This is a genomic window from Paraburkholderia sp. C35 (assembly GCF_003121405.1).
Classification (GTDB): Bacteria; Pseudomonadota; Gammaproteobacteria; order Burkholderiales; family Burkholderiaceae; genus Paraburkholderia.
This window is the reverse complement of record NZ_QBUY01000030.1, coordinates 62,200-82,313: the sequence shown is the minus strand read 5'-3', so window position 1 is coordinate 82,313 and position 20,114 is coordinate 62,200. Positions and strand designations below refer to the sequence as shown.

19 protein-coding genes are annotated in these 20,114 nt (G+C 61.3%); 11 read left to right on the top strand and 8 right to left on the bottom strand.

The window, feature by feature from the left end:
- Positions 1-327: 327 nt before the first annotated feature.
- Entirely contained in the window at positions 328-1,401 is a 1,074-nt protein-coding gene (locus tag DK391_RS19730) for a Glu/Leu/Phe/Val dehydrogenase dimerization domain-containing protein (protein WP_109479654.1), read from the bottom strand.
- Between the two features lie 260 nt (positions 1,402-1,661).
- On the opposite strand from DK391_RS19730, the gene DK391_RS19725 reads away from it, so the two are divergent.
- Complete coding sequence (locus DK391_RS19725) at positions 1,662-2,120, top strand: Lrp/AsnC family transcriptional regulator (protein ID WP_109479653.1); 459 nt, start codon at positions 1,662-1,664, stop codon at positions 2,118-2,120.
- Between the two features lie 11 nt (positions 2,121-2,131).
- On the opposite strand, the gene DK391_RS19720 is transcribed toward DK391_RS19725, so the two are convergent.
- Positions 2,132-4,069 carry an EAL domain-containing protein gene (locus tag DK391_RS19720; protein ID WP_109479652.1) on the bottom strand — a complete coding sequence of 646 codons (1,938 nt, stop codon included), beginning with the start codon at positions 4,067-4,069 and terminating at the stop codon, positions 2,132-2,134.
- Between the two features lie 228 nt (positions 4,070-4,297).
- Entirely contained in the window at positions 4,298-5,890 is a 1,593-nt protein-coding gene (locus DK391_RS19715; RefSeq protein WP_109479651.1) for a TrkA C-terminal domain-containing protein, read from the bottom strand.
- 266 nt (positions 5,891-6,156) lie between these two features.
- Between DK391_RS19715 and DK391_RS19710 the strand changes: the two genes are divergently transcribed.
- On the top strand, positions 6,157-6,834 hold the full coding sequence (locus DK391_RS19710) for a heavy metal response regulator transcription factor (protein WP_109479650.1): 678 nt from the start codon (positions 6,157-6,159) through the stop codon (positions 6,832-6,834).
- Complete coding sequence (locus DK391_RS19705) at positions 6,834-8,288, top strand: heavy metal sensor histidine kinase (protein ID WP_109479649.1); 1,455 nt, start codon at positions 6,834-6,836, stop codon at positions 8,286-8,288. The genes DK391_RS19710 and DK391_RS19705 overlap by 1 nt, the downstream gene beginning before the upstream one ends.
- Positions 8,289-8,311: 23 nt before the next feature.
- On the opposite strand, the gene DK391_RS19700 is transcribed toward DK391_RS19705, so the two are convergent.
- From DK391_RS19700 to DK391_RS19685, 4 genes are all read right to left on the bottom strand, one after another.
- Positions 8,312-9,646 (bottom strand): ATP-binding protein, encoded by a 1,335-nt coding sequence (locus DK391_RS19700; protein ID WP_109479648.1) that lies wholly within the window; start codon positions 9,644-9,646, stop codon positions 8,312-8,314.
- Entirely contained in the window at positions 9,643-10,305 is a 663-nt protein-coding gene (locus DK391_RS19695) for a response regulator (protein ID WP_109479647.1), read from the bottom strand. Before DK391_RS19695 ends, DK391_RS19700 begins: the two co-directional genes overlap by 4 nt.
- 97 nt (positions 10,306-10,402) lie before the next feature.
- Entirely contained in the window at positions 10,403-10,855 is a 453-nt protein-coding gene (locus DK391_RS19690; protein ID WP_109479646.1) for a transcriptional repressor, read from the bottom strand.
- A 138-nt stretch (positions 10,856-10,993) separates the two neighbouring features.
- Positions 10,994-11,413, bottom strand: a complete 420-nt coding sequence (locus DK391_RS19685; RefSeq protein ID WP_109479661.1) for a DUF1810 domain-containing protein — start codon at positions 11,411-11,413, stop codon at positions 10,994-10,996.
- Positions 11,414-11,701: 288 nt separating this feature from the next.
- Here DK391_RS19685 and cyoA point away from each other — a divergent pair, with 288 nt between their 5' ends.
- From cyoA to cyoD, 4 genes are read left to right on the top strand one after another with little or no spacing between them, the layout of a single operon-like run.
- Positions 11,702-12,604, top strand: a complete 903-nt coding sequence (cyoA, locus tag DK391_RS19680; RefSeq protein WP_109479645.1) for a ubiquinol oxidase subunit II — start codon at positions 11,702-11,704, stop codon at positions 12,602-12,604.
- Between the two features lie 2 nt (positions 12,605-12,606).
- Entirely contained in the window at positions 12,607-14,613 is a 2,007-nt protein-coding gene (gene cyoB, locus DK391_RS19675; protein WP_109479644.1) for a cytochrome o ubiquinol oxidase subunit I, read from the top strand.
- On the top strand, positions 14,613-15,221 hold the full coding sequence (cyoC, locus tag DK391_RS19670) for a cytochrome o ubiquinol oxidase subunit III (RefSeq protein ID WP_109479643.1): 609 nt from the start codon (positions 14,613-14,615) through the stop codon (positions 15,219-15,221). The genes cyoB and cyoC overlap by 1 nt, the downstream gene beginning before the upstream one ends.
- A complete protein-coding gene (gene cyoD, locus DK391_RS19665) occupies positions 15,222-15,566 on the top strand; it encodes a cytochrome o ubiquinol oxidase subunit IV (protein ID WP_109479642.1) in 345 nt (114 codons plus the stop codon). It begins immediately after the preceding gene.
- 98 nt (positions 15,567-15,664) lie between these two features.
- Here cyoD and DK391_RS19660 read toward each other — a convergent pair whose 3' ends face one another.
- Positions 15,665-15,919: a hypothetical protein gene (locus DK391_RS19660; RefSeq protein ID WP_109479641.1), complete on the bottom strand. Its 255-nt coding sequence runs from the start codon at positions 15,917-15,919 to the stop codon at positions 15,665-15,667.
- Positions 15,920-16,313: 394 nt separating this feature from the next.
- Between DK391_RS19660 and DK391_RS19655 the strand changes: the two genes are divergently transcribed.
- The 4 genes from DK391_RS19655 to arsH all read left to right on the top strand — a co-directional run bounded on the left by DK391_RS19655 (position 16,314) and on the right by arsH (position 20,081).
- Entirely contained in the window at positions 16,314-17,849 is a 1,536-nt protein-coding gene (locus tag DK391_RS19655) for an NADH-quinone oxidoreductase subunit M (protein WP_109479640.1), read from the top strand.
- A gap of 320 nt (positions 17,850-18,169) precedes the next feature.
- The gene (locus DK391_RS19650) at positions 18,170-18,481 is read left to right on the top strand and encodes a metalloregulator ArsR/SmtB family transcription factor (protein ID WP_109479639.1); all 312 of its coding nucleotides are present in this window, start codon (positions 18,170-18,172) and stop codon (positions 18,479-18,481) included.
- A 31-nt stretch (positions 18,482-18,512) separates the two neighbouring features.
- On the top strand, positions 18,513-19,340 hold the full coding sequence (gene arsC / locus DK391_RS19645) for an arsenate reductase (glutaredoxin) (RefSeq protein ID WP_109479660.1): 828 nt from the start codon (positions 18,513-18,515) through the stop codon (positions 19,338-19,340).
- A gap of 12 nt (positions 19,341-19,352) precedes the next feature.
- Positions 19,353-20,081 (top strand): arsenical resistance protein ArsH, encoded by a 729-nt coding sequence (arsH, locus tag DK391_RS19640; RefSeq protein WP_109479638.1) that lies wholly within the window; start codon positions 19,353-19,355, stop codon positions 20,079-20,081.
- Positions 20,082-20,114 lie beyond the last annotated feature (33 nt).

Here is a 20,114-nt window from a genome sequence, read left to right as displayed (position 1 = left end):
GCGCATAAGGCGCGACAGCCGACACACCGTTTGCCACCTGGGCGGCCTGGGCCGAACTGGTAAGGCTCGCTGAGACGCGGGTGCTTGAAGCGGGTGATGCGCTCTTAAAGAGCGCTGGCAGCGGGCATCAAGAGAAGCGATACCGTGTGAAGGATAGGACCGGCTGGGGGCCCGCAGGCAAGGACCGTAGTGGGTGGTGTTCAGCGGCTTTCTTTTGCCTACTTTTCTTTGCCGCGGCAAAGAAAAGTAGGTGCTGCCCCGCACAGGGGCGACGCATGAAGCACCAGTAAGAAATCGCGGATGCCAGCAAAACCAAAACCAAAACCGTTACCGAAGAACCATCATCTCCCGAGCCCAGGCAACAGCCGCCCTAGCCGGCGCAACACCACTAACCTTAACCCTTTCAGCAAGTTCAAAAACCCGCGGCGCGATCAACCCAACCTCATCGAGCACGGACTGCTTATCAGCAGAACCAAGATACTCCCGCACACAACTAATAATCCCACCTGCATTGACGAGAAAATCCGGCGCATAAAAAATCCCACGCCGATGCAGCACATCACCCTCAGCCAACGACATCAGCTGATTGTTCGCCCCACCAGCAATCACCTTGAACTGACACTCAGCAGCCACAGCCTCGGTAATCGAACCGCCCAACGCACAAGGCGCAAACACATCGGCATTCACGGATGCAATCCGTCCCGTATCGGCGATCTGCGCACCAAACATCTGCCGCGCCTTCTCGGCCCGGACTGCATCGATATCCGCCACGATCAGCTCAGCACCCGCGCGATGCAAACGCTCGCACAAATCCCAACCCACCGATCCCAGGCCCTGCACGGCAACCGATACGCCATCCAGCGTGTCACGCCCCATCGCCACCTGCACCGCCGCCTTCAATCCGACGAACACCCCATACGCCGTGCGCGGTGACGGATTGCCGCCATACACATCGTTGTCGCGCGGAATGCCGCTCACGTACGGCGTTTCGCTCTGCACGGCACGCATGTCGTCCGCCGTCGTGCCGACGTCTTCAGCCGTCAGATACACACCGCCCATCGATTGCACCAGACGCCCGAACGCCTTGAACATCGCCGTGCGATCCATCTGCTCGGGACGCTTCAGGATCACTGCCTTGCCGCCACCAAACGGCAAACCAGCCAGCGCGTTCTTGAACGCCATGCCCTGCGACAAGCGCAACGCATCGTGATACGCCTCGTAGTCCGACGCGTATTGCCAGTAACGACAGCCGCCAAACGCGGGGCCGCGCGCCGTGTTGTACACCGCGATCACAGCTTGCAGGCCGGATTCGGCATCGCTGGCTACGACAATGCGTTCGTGTGCCGGCTCGCCGTGAAGCCCAAAAAGCGTTCCAGCGAAGTTCGTCGTCAATCGGTCCATCTTGTTCCTTCCTTGTGGGCAGGCAGTTGAGTCCGCGCAAAGCCATCGCTTCGCGCCGGCTGGCCGCTCGTCGCGCGGGTCGCGCACGAAGACGGCAATGTTCCCGGCACCCGCGCAAGGCAGCGTGGGCCGGTGGCAAAAGTGTATGCGGCCAGATTCGGAAAATCGTGCTGTTTAACTGGTCAGAATGCCGTCATGGCAGAATAATCGACCATCGAAATGCCATGACAGAAGACGAATCGTCTTCAGAGGGAGACACCATGAAACTGGACGCCACCGACCAGCGCATCCTGCGCGAACTGCGCAGCGACGGACGCCTTTCCAACGCGAAGCTCGCCGAGCGCGTCGGCCTGTCGGCAACGCCTTGCTGGAACCGCGTGCGCGCACTCGAAGAGGCAGGGGTGATCGAAGGGTATGCGGCGCTGCTCAACCAGAAAGCGCTGGGTCTGCCCGATACCGTGATCATCGAAGTGAAGCTCGCCAAACACGATGAACGCACGCTCGACCGCTTCGGCGAAGCGCTCGCCGATCTGCCCGAAGTGGTCGAGGCGTTTCTCGTTTCGGGCGAATACGACTATCTGATCAAGGTCGCCGTGGCGGGCACGGAGGGCTATGAGTCGTTCCTGCGGCGCAAGCTGTATCGCTTGCCAGGCTTCCAGGACAGCCGCTCGCTATTTGCATTGCGCTGCCTGAAACGCGCGGTATCAGTGGAGCCATGAGCGCGGCGGCGTCAGGCGGCGAGCGACTGTTCCTCGAAGGGCAGCGGCACGCCGAACAGGAAGCCTTGCATCACCGTGCAGCCCAGAGTGCGCAGCACGGTCATCTGCGCTTCCGTCTGCACGCCTTCGGCCACGCACGTCAGTTTCAGCGACCGGCATAGCTCCACGATGCTGCGCACGATGTCCTGCGCCGCCGTATCGGTGTCGATGCGTTCGAGAAAGCTGCGGTCGATCTTGATCTTGTCCAGCGGCAGCCGGTGGATACACGTGAGGCTCGAATAGCCCGTGCCGAAATCGTCGAGCGAGATATGCATGCCGAGCCGTTTGAATGCATCGAGCGAAACAGACGCACGCTCGAAATCCTGAATGACGGCGGTCTCCGTCACTTCGAAAGTCAGGCGATCCGGCGCGATGCCGCTCTCGCGCACGATGGCGGCGATGTTCGCCGCCGCTTCCGCCGAGCCAATGTCGCGCGCCGACAGATTGAAGGCAACGCGCACGGCGGGATCACTCTCGTGCATCGCCGCGAGCACCTTACGCAGCAGCGCCGCCGACACCGTATGAATGAAATCGCTGCGCTCGGCCACCTTGATGAAGAGCGACGGCGGCACGTCGCCGAGCGTGGGGCTGGTCCAGCGCGCAAGCGCCTCGTACGAGACGATGCTTCCGTTCATCGTGTCGACAATAGGCTGGAAATGCAGCGTCATTTCGTTTTCCAGGTCCGCATGCCGCAAAGCCTGTTCGATCTGCCCCAGTTCGCGGATCTGCTTTTCGTGCTCGGCGGAAAAGATCGTCGTGCAGCCGCGCCGGTGTTCTTTCGCGAAGTACAGCGCGTAATCCGCACGCTCGAACAGTTGCGCGGGCGAGCGGCCCGCATCGGGGTAGATCGCGAAGCCCAGCGATCCCGACAACCGCGCAGTCGCACCCGGCCATGCATACGGCGCGCGCAGCGTTTCGCAGATGGCCGCGCCGATGTCGCGTAATGCTTGCGGCTCGCGCACGTCCGTCACCAGCAGGCCGAATTCGTCGCCGCCAAGCCGCGCGAGATGCACATGCGGTCCCGACACGTCGAGCAAGCGCCGGCCGACTTCTTCGAGCACACGGTCGCCTGCGCCGTGACCGTAGAGATCGTTGACCTGCTTGAACCCGTCGAGATCGATCACGCCGACGGCAAATTGCGAACCGCCCGCCGCTGCCGTTGCGAAGAGCGCGTCGAGATCGGCGAGAAAGCGGCGGCGGTTCGGCAGTCCCGTCAGAATGTCGAGATTGGCGAGGCGGAAGTTCTCGTCGCTCAGACGTTGCATCTCCGTTTGCTTGGTCTGCAATGCATGCTGCGACTGAACGAGATCCGCAAAGTCGCGGTAGTACGTGAGCAGAATGAAGATCATCGCCACGGCGACGAGCAACATGTTGATCGCAATCGCAACGAGCACCGCGTTGTGCGTCAACGTGAAGAACAGCGAAAACGGCGCGATGACAATGACTGTGAGCAGCAGCGCAGCCTTGCGCATGTGCATCAGACAGAAGATGCAGCCGATCACCGTGATCGACATATAGAAGGCGACGTGCACACGTGCATACGGATCGCCATACGGGAACAGCAGCAGACCCCAGCCGGTGAAGATCACGCCCAGCAGCAGGATCAGCCATACCGTGGTCTTCAGACGCGATGCCACCTGCTCGTCCGTCAGCGAGGCGAGATGCTTTCGGCGCCTGACCCACACGACGAGCCGGATCGCGCACGCCGTGCACATCGCGAGCGGCACCCAGATCGCGAGCCAGGCGGGCGCGACGGCAACGTGCGTGGCGGCCACAGCCAGGCTGTTGACCACCAGAATCACGTACAGCAGCGGCAATTGCCGCGAGAAAGCATCGAACTGCGAGCGTGACAGCGCGGCTTTCATAGCAGGTACGGGTCGAAACGAGGCGAAGTCCTGCGGGCGAATCATGGTTCGGCTGCGTGAATGAGTAGCGTCGGTCGCGTTCCTGCACTTTTTACGGCAGTTTCGCGGCGAACTTGATGATACGAGAGCGCCCACGTTCGCCAGTAAACAAAGCAGCAGGAAGCGTCACGCTGTATCGACCGCACCACACACACTTGCGCAACACACGCGTGTAATGCTCATTCATCGCGCATTGTATTCGTCAGATCAATAGTACTTTTTGGCATTCATTTTTTAACTGCCCACGACGACGGCCGCAATCTCCACGAACAGAATCTTCACGATGGTCATCGATGGAAAGATCATCGCGTAGCCGATATCGGGGCGCTCGGTCGGCGCGATGCGATTGGCGAACGCGAGAATCGCCGGGTTGCCCGTTGCGCCGCTGATCACGCCGACGGTGGCATCGAACGGCAACCGGAATAGCCACAGACAGCATGCTGCCGTGATGCACACAAGCGCAACCAGAATGGCCGCGCCGTATAGCAGGAACGAGATGCCCGTCAGTCCGATCGTGGCGAAGAACTTCGGTCCCGAAGAGAGCCCGACCTGCGCGAGAAAAACGGTCAGCCCGAAGTTGCGCAACACGAGATTGGCCGAGAGTGGCATGGTCCACACCAGTCCGCCCACGCGCCGGATCTTGCCGAGATACAGCGCGACCAGCAACAGCGCAGCCAGCCCGAGCGACAGCTTGCCGACACCGGGAATCGGCAACGGAATCAGCCCGACCAGCAAGCCGATCGCCGCACCGACACCGATCGAAATATAGCTCAGTTCCGCCGTTCCCTTGATCGAATCGCCGAACAGCTTGCGCACGGCTTCGCGTTGTCCTGGCCCGATCAGCAGGCCGACACGGTCGCCGGATTCGAGTATCAGGTCGGGGCTTGGCAACATGTCGGCATCGCCTCGCCGCACATGGGCGATCGAGCACACCATGCCTGCGGGAAAGCGGATATCGCGCAGCGCGTGGCCGACCACCGCGCGGCTCGACGCGAACACGCGCAGATAGTCGAGGTCTTCGCGAAAGCGCATCATGCGGCCGGGATGCAACTCGCCGAGCAGTTCGGTGGCCTTGCGCAACTCGTCGCCGTCCATCGAGGTGGCGAGCAGCACGTCGTCGGTTTGCATAACGAAGTCATCGGCGGGCAACTGGTTGTGATGTGCGCGACGTACGGCAGCGATCGCGAGACCTGCAGGCAGACGCGCTTTTAGCTCTGGAAACGTGAGTCCGACGAACGCCTGATTGCGTAGCGCGATTTCCGCTGTCTCCATGATGTGTGCAGGTGGCGCTTCGATCTTGCGTGCAAGCGCAACGCTGAGCAGATACAGAAACAGGATCGGCCCGGCGACACCGAACGGATATGCGACGCTATAACCAACGGCAGCGCCTTCGCCTTTCAGCACGGCGAGCACTGCCTGAAGGCTGGCCGTGCTGGTGCCTGCGCCTGCATAGAGGCCTAACGCCTGATCGAGTTTCACGCCGAACAATGGGCCGAGTGCAAGCGACACGAAGCCTGCGCCGATCACACCAAGCAAAGCGGCTGCATTCGCCTTGAGGCCTTCGGCGCTGGACAGTCCTGCAAAGAATTGCGCGCCGTATTGCACACCGATGCCATAGAGAAAGAGCAGCAGGCCCAATGTGCCAAGCAATGCAGGCGGTGCGGACTTTGGCGCGAAGCCGCCGATTGCCAGTCCGACGAATAACACCGCGCCCGAGCCGAGTGCAACGCCCTTGATGCTGCATTCGCCGATGACATAGCCAAGCGCTACCGTGAGAAACAGTGTGAGCAATGGTTGCGATTCGAGTAATGTTCGGACTGCATCCATAGCCGCTCCTCGTTTTGCACTGGCGTGTTCGTCGTGACACTCGCGGTTTGTTAATCGACGAATTTCGTCTGGACGCAGCTTGCGTTGGGCTGCTGACCATATATCGACTGATCAATCATAGTCGTTGTGGAGCAGGATGATCTGATTACCGCGTCGTGTTTTGTTCTCGCGCAGATTCGGGAACATTACCGAAATGTAATCAGCCATTCCATCCAGATGAGTATGATTAAAAAATCATCCACCGCACATCGAGCGGAGCAACCGCAATGCGTATCCTGGTCATCGAGGACGAAGCCAAAACGGCGGCTTATCTAAAGAAGGGCCTCGAGGAATCCGGCTATTCCGTCGAAGTCGCCAATGACGGCTCTCACGGTCTGATCCTCGCGCAAGAGGAAGACTACGATGTGATCATCCTCGACGTGATGCTGCCGTGGATGGACGGCTGGACCGTCATCAAGACACTGCGCGCGACGCGCGCCACACCCGTTCTGTTTCTCACCGCCCGCGACGATGTCGATGACCGCGTGCGCGGCCTGGAACTCGGCGCCGACGATTACCTCGTCAAACCCTTCGCCTTCGTCGAACTGCTGGCCCGTGTTCGCACGCTCGCCCGCCGCGGGCCGCCGCGCGAAAGCGAGCTGATCCGCATCGGCGATCTGGAGATGGACGTCAATCGCCGCAAAGTAAAACGCGGCGGCACGCGCATCGATCTCACACCGCGCGAATTCTCGCTGCTGCAACTGCTCGCGCGTCGCCATGGCGAAGTGCTGAGCCGCACGCAGATCGCCTCATACGTGTGGGACATGAACTTCGATAGCGACACGAATGTGGTCGAAGTCGCGATACGCCGGCTGCGCAGCAAGGTCGACGACAACTTCCCCGTCAAGCTGATCCACACCGTGCGCGGTGTCGGCTACGTGCTCGAAATCAAGGACGCGGCTTGATGCGTGGCCGTTCGATCACCACCACGCTCGCGCTCGCATTCGGCGCGACGACGCTCGCCGTGTTCGTGCTGGTCGGCAATTTTCTGTATGACGCGCTCGAACGTGAGATCCGCTCGCAGGACGATATGAGCATCGTGCTCGCAGCCCGTCATGCGCGACGCCTCGCGCAGGAAATCGACGCCGCGGAAGGCATCCGTGAGCATGGCGACCGCATCACCAGCATCGTGCTCGGCAATCCGGGCATGTCGATGGAAGTGTTCGATCCCGACGGGCAACTCGCCATCGAGCACAATCTGACCAGTACGCTCGGCATAGCCGCGCCTGCCAGCGATGCGTCGATCCTTGCGACGGGCCGCGCGATCCGTCATGTGCCGGACGCGCAACGCATCACGGAGTCGGACATCGTCGAATGGAAGAATGAAACCGGCGCGCCGATACGCGGCATCGCGACCGATGTGAAGCTGCGCGACGGCGAGATGGTCAGCATCCTGATCGCGCGCAATCTGAGCGACCGCTACGAACTGCTCGATCACTATCGCGACCAGCTCAAGCTGTACGGCATCCTTGGCGTGTTGCTCGCCACCGTGCTCAGCTATGTGCTAATCCGCGCAGCAATGCGGCCCGTGCACGACATCGCGGCGAGCGCGGCGAGCGTCACCGTGAACCGGCTGAATACACGCATCGCCGTCAAACGCGTGCCGAGCGAACTCGCCGCGCTGGTTACGACGCTCAACGCGATGCTAGAACGCATGGATCACGGCTTCAAACAGATGTCGCGCTTCACCGCCGATCTCGCCCACGACATGCGCACGCCGCTCGGCAACATGCGCGGCGCGACGGAAGTGGCGCTCGCGCGCCCGCGTTCCAATGAAGAGTATGAAGCGCTGCTCGCCTCGAACCTCGAGGAATGCGAGCGCCTGTCGCGCATGATCGAGAACGTGCTGTTCCTTGCGCGCGCGGAGCATCCACAGTTCGTCAAGCACATGCGCGTGTTCGATGCCGTGCAGGAACTAACGCATATCGGCGAGTATTTTGAAGGCGTGGCGGAAGATGCCGACGTACGCATTCGCGTGACAGGCGCCGCCATGCTTACCGCCGATCTCGAACTGTTCCGCCGCGCCGTCAGCAACCTGCTGGCGAATGCGCTGCGCTACACGCCGCGCGGCAAGGAGATCGTGCTGGATGCGCATGACGTGAATGGCGGCGTGCGCGTGATCGTCTCGAACGAAGGCGCGGAGCCGATCGCGCCCGAGCATCTCGAACGGATTTTCGATCGCTTCTATCGCGTCGATCCGTCACGCAGTGCGCTGCCCTCTTCGGCTGCGCCTCAAGGATCACCGGGATCGACAGGGCTTGGGCTTGCAATCGTGCGCACGATCATGGAACTGCATGGCGGCACCGTACACGCAGAGAGCGATGCGCACAGCACGCGCTTCGTGTTGATGTTCCCGTGAGTGAATGCGCGCCCGCATCATCGTCACTCTGCTCGCAATCCCGACAACGTCACGCGCAAGCCCGAACCGCTTTCGTTGTTGTCGATGCTGAGCGTAGCCTGATGGCGTTGCGCAATTTTCAGCGCAATCGCAAGGCCCAATCCGCTGCCGTGTTCCTTGTTCCCCGCGCTGCGATAGAAGCGATCGAACACGCGCTCGCGCTCGGCATCCGGAATGCCGGGACCACTATCCGACACGCACAGGCTGATCGCATCGCTGCCCCGCTTCAGAATCACATCGACCTTGCCGCCTGGCGGCGTATAGCGGATCGCGTTGTCGATCAGATTGTTGAGCAGCACCTCGATACCGGCAGGCTCGGCGCTGACCTTGTATGCGTCGTCGGCATCGCGGGAGGGATTGAACTCCAGTCCGAGATCGATCTGCCGTGCTTCGGCAAGCATCGAAAAATCACCGACTGCGCGCTCGCACAGCCTGCGCAAACTCACCGGCTCGAAGCGCGCACCGGGTTGCGCGTCTTCGCGCGCCATCGTCAGCAACTGATGCACAAGGTGGATCAGCCGGTTCAGACGCCCTTCGATACGCTCGAAGGTCTGCTTGCTGCCCACCAGCGAACCGTCGCGCTCGGCAGCCTGCAACTGCAGCTTCAAGGCGGCCAGCGGCGAACGCAACTCATGCGCTGCGTCGCCGACAAACGTGCGCTGCGCCTGCGATGCCACATTCAGCCGATGCAAAAGATCATTGAGCGCATCGACTAGCGGCTTGAGTTCGACGGGCGTGCGTCCATCGAGACGCAACGGTTCGAGCGAATCGAACGAACGCGTGGCGAGCGCGCGCGAGATGCCGCGTATGGGCGCCAGCCCGCGTCCCACCACGAACAGCACGATCAGCACGATGACAGGCAGGAACAACGCGAGCGGCCATAGCGTGCGCAACGCGAGATGCAGTGCAAGATCCTCGCGCACGGAGACAGGCTGCGCGACCTGCACGAAACGGTCGCCTTCCTGCACGCCGAACACGCGCCAGTGATACTCGTCGCGCTCGATGGTGCGCAGACCCGGCGGATAGCGCGGCACGTCGATGCCATCCAGCGACTGGTACACGCTGTGACCCGCGTCGTTCCACACTTCGATGAACAGGCGGTCGTCGGCAAGACCACCGAAATCGGGCGTGCGCCGCGCACCGGCATCCGTGCTGCCGACCGTCGCAGGCACCGAGAGCGCCACCGTGCGCAACTCGTAGTCGAACAGTTCGGATGCTTCGATGCGCGCCGTATAAAAGATGCCGTATGCCGCGACCAGTGCCGCAAGCGCGAGGCCTGCTATCAGCCAGCCGAGCAGCCAGCGCCGGATCGACGTCATACGGCGCGTTTCAGCCGATAGCCGACGCCGCGCACCGTCACGATCTGCTCGGCGCCGATCTTGCGCCGCAAGCTGTGCACGTGAACTTCGATCGTGTTGCTGCCGACTTCCTCACCCCAGCCATAGAGCTTGTCTTCGAGTTCGGAGCGCGTGAACACGCGTGTCGGCTCTTCGATCAGCGCTTGCAGCAGGCTGAATTCGCGCGGCACCAGCGCGAGCGCTTCGCCCTTCAGCGTGGCTTCGTGCGAGACAGGGTTCAAGGTCAGGTCGCCGTGTGCATACACGGGATTGGTGTGGCCCGTGCGACGGCGCAGCAAGGCTCGCACACGTGCCGCGAGTTCGTCGAGATCGAATGGCTTGACGAGGTAATCGTCCGCGCCTGCGTCGAGCCCTGCGATGCGGTTTTCGACGGCGTCGCGCGCGGTCAGGATGATCACGGGCGCACCGCCGCCGCGCCGCCGGTAGCGGTTCAGTACGTCGATGCCGTCTGCCTTCGGCAAGCCAAGATCGAGCAGCACCAGATCGTAGACGTCATGTGCCAGCGACAGCTCGGCTTCGCGGCCATCGTGCGCCCAGTCGATTGCATAGCCTGCGCCGCGCATCGTATCGACGACAGGCTCGCCGATCATCTCGTCATCTTCCACCAGCAGCAAACGCATCGCGCCTCTTCTCCCTTTCCACCCGTGACTGGCCTCCATTGTCGGAACCCATAGCTTAGCGCGCCCTTAAGCGCGTCATCACGGGAAAAGCGCGACTTCAGTTCGTGCCCACGCGTCGTGCTGTCACGGCCGGCTGGCCCTCGCAGGCATCGCAGCGCCCGAAGATCACGAGGCTGGAAGCCGCGTAGTGGAAGTGATGGTCGGCGGCAATCTTCGCCTGCTGCTGTTCGAGGCCGGGATCGTAGGCATCCTGAATGCAGCCGCAGCGGCTGCAGACGAGGTGATAGTGACGCTGGCCGCGATTGAGCTCGTAGACGATGCGCGCGTCGCCCAGTGATGCGCTGGAGATGAGGTCTGCTTCATGCAACTGCGCGAGCGCGCGATACACGCTCGCGAGGCTGCAAGGCTCGGGTTCGTGCGACAGCTTGCGATACACCTGATCGGCGGTGAAATGCTCGTGCGGAAGCTCGTGAAAGAGCCGCAACACAGCGGCCCGGCTGGTCGTCGGGCGCAGCCCTGCCGTTTTGAGCGCTGCGTAGATCGCAATCATGTGTGTGGCCCCGTCGTTGAAGAGCAAAGCCTCTGCCGGGCCTCGCGACGGACCATTCTGGCCGCACGATCCTTAAGAATCGCTTATTGCGTTTGCATGAGCGGCGCGCGCCGACTCATGCACGTGTTGATACGCGGCTCAAAGCAGCGCCAGCGTCCGCTCGTCCGGCTTGCCGCCGAAGTATTTCGCAAGCGCGTCGGAGAAGACCCGCTCGCCCGGTGCGGCCTGTGCAAAGAGCGTCATCGACGAGCGGAACTTCAGGTAATCCGGGTAGCCGAAGATCGTCTCGATCGACCGGCCCTCAACTTCGTTGACCGCCCGCGTTGCTTCAATCAATCGGGGACCGAGCACCGGATGTTGCAAATATGAGACAGCTTCGGGAAGAGATTTGATGGCAAATTTTTGGGCCATTTGACTATCTCCCAGGCCCTGAAACTGCGGAAAGACATACCACATCCAGTGGGTTTGCTTGCGCCCGTTGCGCAATTCCGCTAGCGCCTGTTCATAAATTGGTGCCTGAGCATCGGTAAAGCGCCGAAGGTCGAACGGATCGTTCATCGCGTCCTCCGTAATCATTTTGCAAGCCGTCGCGCGCGACCCCGGCACGCTCGAAACATTCTCACGAATCCATACAAAGACCTTTCAAACCCGCATTTTCGACCGGCGTCAGCCCGAAAAAGTCCCTGCGACACCCCATTGCGACACTTTGACTCACCACCGATCACGCAATAGTTCGTTCGCATCAAAGTGCTGTACTGCAACACGTGCATTTCGTATTATGCGAGCGCTTATAAAAGGAGCAAGGAAATGCATGCGTTCGTTCGTTTGTTTTTGTAGAGGGCCGCGATGATGAAAAAAATCGCGGGCCGGCTCGCCGGTCTCGTCTCTATTGCCCCAGCGTTCCTGCTATCGGGGTGCAACAACCTTGATCTGCTCGCGCCGAAAGGCCCCATCGGAGCCGCTGAGAAGTCGCTGATCGCGACCTCGACGTGGGCGATGCTGATCGTCGTGGTTCCCGTCATCTTCCTGACGCTGCTGTTCGCATGGCGCTATCGCGCATCGAACAAGTCCGCCGAATACCGTCCGAACTGGTCGCATTCGACGGCAATCGAAGTCGCCGTCTGGACGATCCCCGCGCTGATCATTCTGTTCCTCGCCGTCCTGACGTGGAAGAGCACGCATGAGCTCGACCCGTACAAGCCGCTCGAATCGAACGTGAAGCCGATCAACGTCGAAGTCGTCGCACTCGACTGGAAGTGGCTGTTCATCTACCCGGATCTGGGCATCGCGTCCGTGAACCAGCTGGCAATTCCCGTGGGCACCCCGGTGAATTTCCGCATCACGTCGGACACGGTGATGAACTCGTTCTTCATCCCGCAACTGGGCGGCCAGATCTACGCGATGGCAGGCATGCAGACGCGTCTGCATCTGCTGGCTGAAGAACCGGGCGATTACGCCGGCACGTCCGCGAACTTCAGCGGCAAGGGCTTCTCGGATATGAAGTTCCGCACGCTCGCTGAATCGCAACAAGACTTCGACGCATGGGTCGCGAAGGCTCGCGCATCGACGGATCACCTCGACATGGACCGCTACTACGCAGTGGCGAAGCCGGAAGAAAAGGCCTCCGTGTCGTACTTCTCGTCGGTCGATCCCAAGCTCTTCAACAACATTGTCGCCCGCTACAACAACGGTCACGTCATCGACAACATGAAGGACGTGAACTGTGCACCTAACGGGACCAAGGGGTAAGCATGTTCGGTAAATTAACCCTGGCGGACATTCCGTACCACGAACCAATCATCGTGGTCGCTGGCCTCGGGATGATTCTCGGTGCGCTGGCTGTGCTCGGCGCCATCACGTACTTCGGCAAGTGGCGTTACCTGTGGACCGAATGGCTCACGTCGGTCGACCACAAGCGCCTCGGCGTGATGTACATCGTCGTTGCCATGATCATGCTGCTGCGCGGCTTCGCCGACGCCATCATGATGCGTACGCAACTGGCGCTCGCCTATCACTCGCCCGGCTATCTGCCGCCGCACCACTACGACCAGATCTTCACGGCGCACGGCGTCATCATGATCTTCTTCATGGCGATGGCCTTCATGGTCGGCCTGATGAACCTGGTCGTGCCGCTGCAGATCGGCGCACGCGACGTCGCGTTCCCGTTCCTGAACTCGCTGTCGTTCTGGATGACGGCGATCAGCGCGATCCTGATCAACATCTCGCTGCTGATCGGCGAATTCGCGCAGACGGGCTGGCTGGCCTATCCGCCGCTGTCGGAGCTGCAGTTCAGTCCGGGTGTCGGCGTGGACTACTACCTGTGGTCCTTGCAGCTTTCAGGTATCGGCACCTTGCTGACGGGCGTGAACTTCTTCGTCACGATCATCAAGATGCGCGCGCCTGGCATGACGCTGATGAAGATGCCCGTGTTCACGTGGACGGCACTTTGCACGAACGTGCTGATCATGGCTGCGTTCCCGATCCTGACCGTCACGCTCGCGCTGCTCGGTCTGGACCGTTACCTCGGCATGCACTTCTTCACGAACGAAGCCGGCGGCAACGCGATGCTGTACCTGAACCTGATCTGGGCATGGGGCCACCCTGAGGTCTACATCCTGATCCTGCCAGCGTTCGGTATCTTCTCGGAAGTCATCTCGACGTTCGCGCGCAAGCCGCTGTTCGGCTACAAGACGATGGTCTACGCGACGTGCGCGCTCATGGAGCTGTCGTTCCTCGTGTGGCTGCACCACTTCTTCACGATGGGTTCGGGCGCCGACGTCAACGCGTTCTTCGGCATTGCGACGATGGTCATCGCGATCCCGACGGGCGTGAAAGTGTTCAACTGGCTGTTCACGATGTACAAGGGCCGCATCGAGTTCACGACGCCTGTGCTGTGGACGATCGGCTTCATGATCACGTTCACGATCGGCGGCATGACGGGCGTGATGATGGCGATCCCGGGCGCGGACTTCGTGCTGCACAACTCGCTGTTCCTGATTGCTCACTTCCACAACGTGATCATCGGCGGCGTGCTGTTCGGTTACCTCGCGGGCATGAACTACTGGTTCCCGAAGGCCTTCGGCTTCAAGCTGAACGAGAAGCTCGGCAAGGCTGCTTTCTGGTTCTGGCAGCTCGGTTTCTGGGTTGCGTTCACGCCGCTGTACGTGCTCGGCTTCATGGGCATGACGCGTCGTCTGAACCACTACGACAACCCGGCATGGCATCCGTGGCTGCTGGTTGCCGAACTGGGCGCCGTGCTCGTCGCAATCGGTATCGCCTGCCAGCTGCTGCAGCTCGTCGTTTCGATCCGCGATCGCAACAAGCCGGAAAACCGCGACCTCACGGGCGATCCGTGGAATGGCCGTACGCTCGAATGGGCAACGACCTCGCCGCCGCAGATCTACAACTTCGCAACCCTGCCTGTGGTTCATGAACTGGACGCGTTCCACGACATGAAGCAACGCGGCAACGTCGAAGCGCCTGTGTACCGCGACATTCACATGCCGTCGAACACGAGCGCTGGTTTCTTCATCGGCGTGTTCAGCCTCGCGCTGGGCTTTGCGTTGACGTGGCACATCTGGTGGCTGGCTATCGCAGCATTCATCGGCGCGATCGGTACGTGGATCGCACGCAGCTTCGATAACGACACCGATTACTACATCCCTGCCGATACCGTTCGACTGATCGAAGAACGTAACGGCGCCGGTTCGGGCGCGACGATCGCGAAGCAACTGCCCGAAGCTGAGGAGATTGCCTGATGCAACATAACGCTACTGTTGCGGACCCGCATCATCACGATGCGGATCACGCACCGTCCAACTCGGTATTCGGCTTCTGGCTGTATCTGATGACCGACTGCATTCTGTTCGCGGCGCTGTTCGCGACGTTTGCAGTGATGAGCCATCAGTTCGCCGGCGGTCCGAGCGGCAAGGATCTGTTCGAAATCCCGGGCGTGGCCATCGAAACGGCGATCCTGCTGTTCTCGAGTATCACGTACGGTTTCGCGATGCTCGGCGCGCACAAGAACAACAAGAGCACCACGTTGTTCTGGCTGGCCGTGACGTTCGTGCTCGGCGCTTCGTTCGTCGTGCTGGAAATCCGCGAGTTCTCGCACCTGATCGCCGAAGGCGCAGGCCCGGACCGCAGCGCGTTCCTGTCGGCGTTCTTCACGCTGGTCGGCACGCACGGTCTGCACGTCACGTCGGGTCTGGTGTGGATGCTGGTGATGATGGTTCAGGTGGTGCGCGCACCGAAGCTGAGCGAGCGCGAACTGCGCCGTCTGACGTGCCTGAGCCTTTTCTGGCACTTTCTGGACATCGTCTGGATCGGTGTTTTTTCGTTTGTCTATCTTGCGAGCGTGATCTAAATGAGCAGCAACTCTCACTCATCACATTCGGCGCACGGTGACGAAAGCCACGGCAGCTTCGGCAGCTACATGATCGGGTTCGTGCTGTCCGTCATCCTGACGGCAGCCGCATTCGGCGTGGTGCTGATGGGCTGGGCGACGGGCACGCAGGCGCTCTACGCGATCGCCGGCCTCGGCCTCGTGCAGATCATCGTGCACCTCGTGTACTTCCTGCACATGAACACGTCGTCGGGTCAGCGCTGGAACGTGACCGCTTTTGCGTTCACGGTGTTGACTGCCGTTATCGTGATCGGCGGCACGCTGTGGGTCATGCATAACGTCAGCATGAACATGATGTCGCGCTAACCTCCGGTTAGACGCGCATCTTCGCGCCGGTTGCACAGGCTTCATCGTGCGGCCGGCGCGGCTCCCCTGCCCTGCCTCAGCGGCGCTTCGTCAACGGATCAGTTGACCGCCAGCATCTCCGTCGGACGGCCACGGCCCGTCACGAGACACCCCGACCTGAACGCTTCGCCCTGACTGCTCGCGGCAGCGTCGCCAAACCCCCGGCCTAGTGCATCGAGCTTGACCTGTTCGGCACCTTGCGAACACGCGAACGTACTGGCTTCTTTCGCCTGCGCATGCAGCAACGCACGGTCGGCGACCAGGTAAGCCAGAACGGCGATAACGGCGATGTGAAAAACTTTTCTCGTGCTCATGGGTTCGTCTCCTCGCAACTTAAGCGTACAGCGAACAACCGACGCTTAAATCTAGGGCAACCCCTGTAAGCCTGCGTTGCGCTTCGTCGTGTGGAAGCGCTTCCAGTGCCGCTTTTTTGTGCAGCGCAATCACCTGCTCAGGTGCGCCACGTAAAGTCAAGCGCGAGTTTCGCAATAAATAAATATTGAGCTTGTGGCAGCGCAACATGACTATTTTGAGTTATCCTCGTTAACCCTGACCGTCATGCGTTTTGCTTACGCGCGTGCGCAAGCCCTGCGCATCGTCCTGCGCCCCTCGGGGCCGTCCGTCGAAATGTCCATGTAAGGTTTTTTGATCCTTCGTCCTCCGGGCGAGGGCCTGCTATTCGCGTTCAGGCGTTTCATCAAAGAGCAAATGCACCTCCCATCAGTCCTCGACCTCCTGATCTGGGTCCCCATCGTCGCCGGTATCGTTGTGCTGCTCGGCGGCTCAGACAGCGCGCAAAGCCGCACGCGCTGGCTCGCGCTGATCGGCGCTGCCGTCAGCATCCTTCCCGTCATTCCGCTGGTTTCCGGCTTCGACTCGTCGCTTCCCGCGATGCAGTTCGAACAGACGGCCGCATGGCTGCCGGAATTCGGTATTTCGTACCACCTCGGCGTCGACGGTATCTCGCTGTGGTTCACCGCGCTGACGTCCGTGACGACGCTGATCATCGTGATCGCGTCGTGGGAATCGATCTCGACGCGCGTCGCGCAGTACTACGGCGCGTTCCTGCTGCTGTCGGGCTGCATGCAAGGCGTGTTCACGTCGATGGACGGCATGCTGTTCTTTGTCTTCTTCGAAGCGTCGCTGATTCCGCTGTACCTGCTGATCGGCACGTGGGGCGAAAAGCGCCGCGTCTATGCAGCGGTGCGGTTCTTTTTCTTCTCGCTGGTCGGCTCGCTGGCCATGCTGGCCGCGCTGATCTACCTGTGGGCGCAGTCGCACACGTTCGACATCGCTACGTGGCGCACGCTCAAGCTCGACTTCATCCCGCAGATCATGGTGTTCATCGGCTTCATCGCCGCGTTCTCCGTGAAGGTGCCGATGTGGCCCGTGCACACGTGGCTGCCTGACGTCCACTCAGACGGCCCGACGGGCGCCGCCGTGCTGCTCGGCATGCTGAAGATGGGCGGCTACGGCCTGCTGCGCTTCGCGCTGCCCATCGTGCCCGACGCCTGCCACTTCTTCGCACCGGCCATGATCGCGTTGTCGCTGATCGCGGTGATCTACGGCAGCCTGCTGGCGCTCGCGCAAACCGACATGCGCAAGCTGCTCGCGTATTCGGCTGTCGCGCACATGGGTCTCGTCACGCTGGGCCTGTTCACGTTCGACCGTATGGGCACGGAAGGCGCCGTGGTGCAGATGCTGTCGTACGGCATCGTGTCGGGCGCGATGCTGCTCTGCACGGGCATGCTGTTCGACCGCACGAAGAACGGTTCCATCGACGCCTACGGCGGCGTGGCCAACTCGATGCCGAAGCTCGCGACCTTCGCGATGCTGTTCTCGATGGCGAACGTCGGCCTGCCGGGCACGTCGGGTTTTGTCGGCGAGTTCCTGGTGCTGATGGGCGCGATCCGCTTCAACTTCTGGGTTGGCGCGACGGCTGCGCTGACGCTGATCCTGAGCGCCGCGTACACGCTGTGGATGTACAAGCGCGTGATGTGGGGTGCCGTCAAGAACACGCGTGTGTCGAGCCTGCGTGATCTGGGCCGCCGCGAATTCGTGCTGCTCGGCGCGATGGCCGTGCTGGTGCTGGCTATCGGCGTGCGTCCGAAGCCGTTCCCCGACGCAATCGGCCCGGCCGCGGAAAACCTCGTCGCGCAAGCGCAAGGCTCCGCGCGGCCGACGGATACGGGTGTCGCGTCGAACAACCGCGCACCGGCTGCATCGCCGCGTATGCCGGGCTGATCGGCTTCACGCTGTAAGGCTTTTGACGGGCGTCCACTGGGCGCCCGTTTTCATTCGCGTCTGCCGTCTGTTCGCGACGGCCGCGTATTGGCGTTGCGTCAGTGTGGCGCGCACACAACTTCCGTTTTACACACTAGCAACCGGGCTTGCTTCTGAAGCTACCGTCGAAGCATCTTTCGCCATGCTCCCCGCTGCACCTTCCACGACCCGCTGTTCTCCCGCACTCCCCCCTGCGCTGGCAAACCAAACAATAGCCAGTAATCGGCACCATCATTTCAATAATCCTTGAAATATCGAACCGATCGCTTTATGCTGGGCCGATGGACCCGAATCTCGTCGTGCGAGCGCTTGGCGCGCTCGCCCATGAATCCCGGCTGGCGATCTTCCGCGCACTCGTTGTTGCCGGTCCCGACGGCCTGCCCGCAGGCGAAATCGCGCAGCAACTTGGCGTGTCGCCATCCAGTCTGTCCTTCCATCTGAAAGATCTTTCGCATGCCGGACTCGTCACGGGCCGGCAGGAAGGACGCTTCGTCTATTACTCGGCCAACTTCGATGCGATGACCGGCCTGATCGGGTTCCTCACTGAAAACTGCTGTGCGGGTGCCGATTGTGGAATGGCGGCCCGATCGTGATGCGGGCGATCACGCGTACGTGGCAGGCGCGATGAGCGTCACCATCTATCACAACCCCGATTGCGGCACGTCTCGCAACGTGCTCGCGCTGCTGCGCGAAGCCGGAGAGAACCCGCACGTGATCGAGTACCTGCAGCATCCACCCGATCGCGCCACGCTCGAACGCCTGATCGCCGATAGCGGAATGGCGGTCAGAGATGTCCTTCGAATAAAAGGCACGCCGTATCGGGAACTCGGACTCGACGATCCAGCGTTGAGCGACGCTCAACTGATCTCCGCCATGCTCGCCCATCCCATTCTGATCAACCGGCCGATTGTCGTAACGCCGCGCGGCACGCGTCTATGCCGGCCATCGGATGCTGTGATCGAGTTGCTCGACGCCGTGCCCAAGCATGAGATCCTGAAGGAGGAAGGCACGCCGTTCATCGTTGCTCGCGCGATCCCAGGTGACGAAGCTGCATTCACGCAGGCTCTGCACGATGCAGGACTTCCAACCGATGATCTGAGCGATCCCCATCGCGTTTTCTTCTCGTTCTCCACGCTAACGGGAGTCCACCTCGGCTACGGGGGATTCGAGCAGTACGGCTCCGACGCACTCGTGCGGTCAGTCGTCGTTGAGCGGGCGCAACGTGGTAAAGGCATCGGCCGCAATCTGCTTGCCGTGCTGTTGCGCGCGGCGTTCGACGCCGGTGCCCGTACCGCATGGCTGCTCACGACGAGCGAAGCCGCGTTCTTCGAAAAGGCAGGCTTCCGGCAGTCCAGCCGGGATACCGCACCAGCAACCATACTCACTACACGTCAAGCCGCTGGCCTGTGCCCATCAGGCGCCACGCTGCTTACACGTGCCATCACCCTGTAACCGCCATTGCCAATGCAGACAGATCTTCCCAACATCGACGCGCTTCACCTCGACACACCTGATCTCGCGAAACTCGAACCGCGCGCGGTCTCGCAACATCCGCCGCGTATTCTGCTTCTCTACGGTTCATTGCGGCCGACGTCGTACAGCAAGCTGCTGACACTCGAAGCCGAGCGCATTCTTCAGCAGTTCGGCGCCGAAACAAAAGTGTTCGATCCGCACGGATTGCCGATGGCCGACAGCGTGCCGCCCGATCATCCGAAAGTCGCTGAGCTGCGCGCGTTGTCGGTGTGGTCAGAAGGACAGGTGTGGTGCAGTCCCGAGCGTCATGGCGCGATGACAGGCGTATTCAAGAATCAGATCGACTGGCTGCCGCTGATTTCGGGCAGCCTGCGTCCCACCCAGGGACGCACGCTTGCCGTCATGCAGGTATGCGGTGGCTCGCAGTCGTTCAATGCCGTCAACTCGCTGCGCTTGCTTGGCCGCTGGATGCGTATGGTGACGATCCCGAACCAGAGTTCCGTCGCTCAGGCATTCAAGGAGTTCGACGAGAATGGGCGAATGAAACCTTCGGCATACTACGATCGCGTCGTCGACGTGATGGAAGAACTCTACAAGTTCACGCTACTCGTACGCGATCGTTCGGACTATCTGACTGACCGGTACAGCGAGCGCAAAAAGCACGCGCCCGCAGAGGTCACCGCGCTCGCCAGCGCAGCGATGAGCCACGAGTCACGCTGACGTTACGCTGCTTGTCTTCACTGGAAAAGCACG

Coding starts and splice junctions, on each gene's coding strand:
- DK391_RS19695 (WP_109479647.1), bottom strand. CDS start 10,305: ATGCGTTTGCTGCTGGTGGAAGATGACGAGATGATCGGCGAGCCTGTC.
- DK391_RS19730 (WP_109479654.1), bottom strand. CDS start 1,401: ATGGACCGATTGACGACGAACTTCGCTGGAACGCTTTTTGGGCTTCAC.
- DK391_RS19685 (WP_109479661.1), bottom strand. CDS start 11,413: ATGAACGATCCGTTCGACCTTCGGCGCTTTACCGATGCTCAGGCACCA.
- DK391_RS19720 (WP_109479652.1), bottom strand. CDS start 4,069: ATGATTCGCCCGCAGGACTTCGCCTCGTTTCGACCCGTACCTGCTATG.
- cyoD (WP_109479642.1), top strand. CDS start 15,222: ATGAGCAGCAACTCTCACTCATCACATTCGGCGCACGGTGACGAAAGC.
- DK391_RS19660 (WP_109479641.1), bottom strand. CDS start 15,919: ATGAGCACGAGAAAAGTTTTTCACATCGCCGTTATCGCCGTTCTGGCT.
- arsC (WP_109479660.1), top strand. CDS start 18,513: ATGAGCGTCACCATCTATCACAACCCCGATTGCGGCACGTCTCGCAAC.
- DK391_RS19700 (WP_109479648.1), bottom strand. CDS start 9,646: ATGACGTCGATCCGGCGCTGGCTGCTCGGCTGGCTGATAGCAGGCCTC.
- DK391_RS19690 (WP_109479646.1), bottom strand. CDS start 10,855: ATGATTGCGATCTACGCAGCGCTCAAAACGGCAGGGCTGCGCCCGACG.
- cyoA (WP_109479645.1), top strand. CDS start 11,702: ATGATGAAAAAAATCGCGGGCCGGCTCGCCGGTCTCGTCTCTATTGCC.
- DK391_RS19725 (WP_109479653.1), top strand. CDS start 1,662: ATGAAACTGGACGCCACCGACCAGCGCATCCTGCGCGAACTGCGCAGC.
- DK391_RS19655 (WP_109479640.1), top strand. CDS start 16,314: ATGCACCTCCCATCAGTCCTCGACCTCCTGATCTGGGTCCCCATCGTC.
- DK391_RS19715 (WP_109479651.1), bottom strand. CDS start 5,890: ATGGATGCAGTCCGAACATTACTCGAATCGCAACCATTGCTCACACTG.
- DK391_RS19705 (WP_109479649.1), top strand. CDS start 6,834: ATGCGTGGCCGTTCGATCACCACCACGCTCGCGCTCGCATTCGGCGCG.
- DK391_RS19710 (WP_109479650.1), top strand. CDS start 6,157: ATGCGTATCCTGGTCATCGAGGACGAAGCCAAAACGGCGGCTTATCTA.
- DK391_RS19650 (WP_109479639.1), top strand. CDS start 18,170: ATGGACCCGAATCTCGTCGTGCGAGCGCTTGGCGCGCTCGCCCATGAA.
- arsH (WP_109479638.1), top strand. CDS start 19,353: ATGCAGACAGATCTTCCCAACATCGACGCGCTTCACCTCGACACACCT.
- cyoB (WP_109479644.1), top strand. CDS start 12,607: ATGTTCGGTAAATTAACCCTGGCGGACATTCCGTACCACGAACCAATC.
- cyoC (WP_109479643.1), top strand. CDS start 14,613: ATGCAACATAACGCTACTGTTGCGGACCCGCATCATCACGATGCGGAT.